Here is a 2,350-nt window from a genome sequence, read left to right as displayed (position 1 = left end):
ACCCGACGTCTATTACGAGAACTGCACGGCGGTCCGCGCGGCGGGTGCGGCGCCGATCCACGCGGGAGACCCCGGATATTCCAGCAAGCTCGACCGTGATGGCGACGGGGTCGCCTGCGAATGACGGGCTGATAAGTGGAGGGGATGACGGGAATCGAACCCGCACCATCAGTTTGGAAGACTGAGGCTCTACCATTGAGCTACATCCCCGCGGCGGAAAGCTCCGCGGCCTCCGCCAGTGTAGTCGAACCTCCGGCTCAGCGCGGACACGGCGCGGTCGGCTAGACTTCCCGGGGTCGTTTCAGCGCACGCGTGCGTGCACACAGCCCGGGGCGTAGCTCAGCTTGGTAGAGCGCCCGCTTTGGGAGCGGGAGGCCGCAGGTTCAAATCCTGTCGCCCCGACGTAACGACCCCCAGACATCCAGACTTTCCGCCTCCGCGCGTCTGCGCGGATCACCCAAGGAGAAGCAACAGGCATGGTCAACGCCACGGTCGAGAAGCTCAACCCCACCCGGGTCAAGCTCCACATCACGGTCACCCCGGACGAACTCAAGCCCGCCATCGCGCACGCGTACGAGCACATCGCCCAGGACATCCAGATCCCCGGCTTCCGCAAGGGCAAGGTGCCGGCGCCCATCATCGACCAGCGCGTCGGCAAGGGTGCGGTCATCGAGCACGCCGTCAGCGAGGGCCTCGACGGGTTCTACCGCGAAGCCGTCCGTGAGACCGAGGTGCGCGTCGTCGGGCGGCCTTCCGCCGAGGTCATCGAGTGGCCGAGCGACAAGGACTTCTCCGGCGACCTCGTCGTCGAGGTCGAGGTCGATGTGCGCCCCGAGTTCGAGCTTCCCTCCTACGACGGCATCACCATCGAGGTCGACGCCGTCGAGACCGACCAGGCCGCCGTCGACGCCGAGCTCGACCGCCTGCGCGGTCGCTTCGGCACGCTGGTGACGGTTGACCGTCCCGCTGCCAAGGGTGACTTCGTCGAGCTGAACCTCGTCGCCACGATCGATGGCAACGAGATCGACCGCGCCGAGGGCGTGTCCTACGAGGTGGGTTCGGGCGAGCTGCTCGAGGGCACCGACGAGGCCATCGAGTCCCTCACCGCCGGCGAGGAGACCACCTTCCGCTCCAAGCTGGTCGGCGGCGACAACGCCGGCCAGGAGGCGGAGGTCGCCGTGACCGTCGTCGCCGTCAAGGAGCGCGAGCTGCCCGAGGCCGACGACGACTTCGCCCAGATGGCCAGCGAGTTCGACACGATCGACGAGCTGCGCGCCAGCCTCGCCGAGCGCGTCTCCGAGCAGTCCGGCTTCGCCCAGGCATCCTCCGCCCGCGACAAGCTCGTGGAGAAGCTCATCGAGCTCGCCGACATCCCCGTGCCGGCGCAGCTGGTCGAGGACGAGGTGCACCAGCACCTCGAGGGCGAGGGTCGCCTCGAGGACGACACGCACCGCGCCGAGGTCACCGAAGCCAGCGAGAAGCAGTTCCGCACGCAGATGGTGCTCGACAAGATCGCCGAAGAGTTCAAGGTGCAGGTCTCTCAGGACGAGCTGACCCAGTACCTCATCCAGTCGGCGGCCCAGTACGGCATGGCCCCGCAGGAGTTCGTCAACACGCTGCAGCAGAGCAACCAGCTGCCCGCCATGATCGGTGAGGTCGCCCGCAACAAGGCGCTCGCGCTGGCCCTGGGCAAGGTCACCGTCGTCGACACCGCCGGCAAGCCGGTGGACCTGAGCGGCTTCATCGCCCTCGAGGACGAGCCGGCCGCTGAGGCGGACGTCGTCGAAGAGGCCCAGGAGATCGCTGACGCCGCGGCCGACGCCGACGAGATCATCGAGGCCGAGGAAGCCGCCGAGAAGCCGGCCAAGAAGGCCCCCGCCAAGAAGGCTCCCGCGAAGAAGGCCCCGGCGAAGAAGGCGGCAACGGACGCCGACGACGCTGCGGCCGAGAAGGCGCCCGCCAAGAAGGCTCCGGCCAAGAAGGCCGCGGCGAAGAAGGACGACGCGAAGGATGCCGCCGAGGCGGCCCCCGCGAAGAAGCCGGCGGCGCGCAAGACCACCAAGAAGGCCGACTCCGAGTAATCGGACCGGTTCAGACAGCGGGGCGGATGCTGCGGCATCCGCCCCGCTGTCGTTCCCGCCGCGCGCGCCGACGGCGCGACGCGCCCGATCTGCCCAGGGCGAACACGGCCGGGTCTCCCGCGCCGCGCCGGTAGATTCGATGCGACGGACCACGGAAACAGGAGTGAACATGGCCGAACCACTTGTCGCCACGAGCGTCTTCGACAGACTGCTGAAGGACCGCATCATCTGGCTGGGGTCGGAGGTGCGCGACGACAACGCCAACGAAA

General features: G+C 68.3%; 2 protein-coding genes, 2 tRNA genes and 1 pseudogene. 4 read left to right on the top strand and 1 reads right to left on the bottom strand.

The window, feature by feature from the left end; translation table 11 throughout:
• On the top strand, positions 1–124 hold a 124-nt coding region (locus tag NQ160_RS22450), incomplete at its 5' end, for an excalibur calcium-binding domain-containing protein (protein WP_257517247.1).
• 12 nt (positions 125–136) lie between these two features.
• Here NQ160_RS22450 and NQ160_RS22445 read toward each other — a convergent pair.
• Positions 137–210: transfer RNA gene (locus NQ160_RS22445), tRNA-Gly, on the bottom strand.
• A gap of 118 nt (positions 211–328) precedes the next feature.
• Here NQ160_RS22445 and NQ160_RS22440 point away from each other — a divergent pair.
• From NQ160_RS22440 to NQ160_RS22430, 3 genes and pseudogenes are all read left to right on the top strand, one after another.
• Positions 329–402 (top strand) — tRNA-Pro (locus NQ160_RS22440).
• A gap of 74 nt (positions 403–476) precedes the next feature.
• Positions 477–2,081, top strand: a complete 1,605-nt coding sequence (gene tig / locus NQ160_RS22435) for a trigger factor (RefSeq protein WP_257517246.1) — start codon at positions 477–479, stop codon at positions 2,079–2,081.
• Between the two features lie 169 nt (positions 2,082–2,250).
• A pseudogene (locus tag NQ160_RS22430) lies at positions 2,251–2,350 on the top strand (ATP-dependent Clp protease proteolytic subunit); the annotation flags it as partial.

The organism is Microbacterium sp. zg.Y909 (assembly GCF_024626565.1).
Note: the sequence above shows the minus strand (reverse complement) of the source record. Positions and strands in the feature narration are given on the sequence as shown.

Bases quoted from the DNA above. Each gene is read 5' to 3' on its own strand.
- tig (WP_257517246.1), top strand. From the start codon at position 477: ATGGTCAACGCCACGGTCGAGAAGCTCAACCCCACCCGGGTCAAGCTC.